Source organism: Williamsia sp. Y844 (assembly GCF_056786475.1).
The window spans coordinates 1-558 of record NZ_JBXCJB010000013.1 but is presented as its reverse complement, the minus strand read 5'-3'; the positions used below and the strand labels follow the sequence as shown (position 1 = coordinate 558).

Annotated in this window: 1 rRNA gene; it reads right to left on the bottom strand. The window is 50.9% G+C overall.

The features are described 5' to 3' along the window. Positions 1 to 451: 451 nt before the first annotated feature. Positions 452 to 558, bottom strand: a 16S ribosomal RNA gene (locus AC1TQG_RS27785); the annotation flags it as partial.

The window sequence follows — 558 nt, the reverse complement described above, 5'->3', positions numbered from 1 at the left end:
TCCTTCATCGGCTCCTGGTGCCAAGGCATCCACCGTACGCTCTTAAACACTTACAAACATTTATCAAAACAAAAATAAAGATGCTCGCATCCACTGTGCAATTCTCAAACAACACACACCAACTGACCCCAACACCCCAAACAAATGTCTTCACACTCGCTTGATAACAGGCGGAAAATCAGCCGATATCTTGTCTAACCCTAGAAAGAACACGTGTGTTCTCTCAGGACCCAATAGTGTGTCAATGCCCTGCCCTCTCACGAGGAACAGGCGCCGAAACGGTTTCGTAAATGAAACCGACTGGCATTGTTAGCGTTTCACCCATGAGCTCCCACCGCCAAACATTTGCTGACGTAATGGGGCCACTCATTCACACCACCAACTCCCGCAAAGGAGTGATGCCGGCGCTGGTACAAAGCAGCACGAAGAATGAGTTTATGTTGCTCCTTAGAAAGGAGGTGATCCAGCCGCACCTTCCGGTACGGCTACCTTGTTACGACTTCGTCCCAATCGCCAATCCCACCTTCGACGGCTCCCTCCCACAAGGGGTTGGGCCAC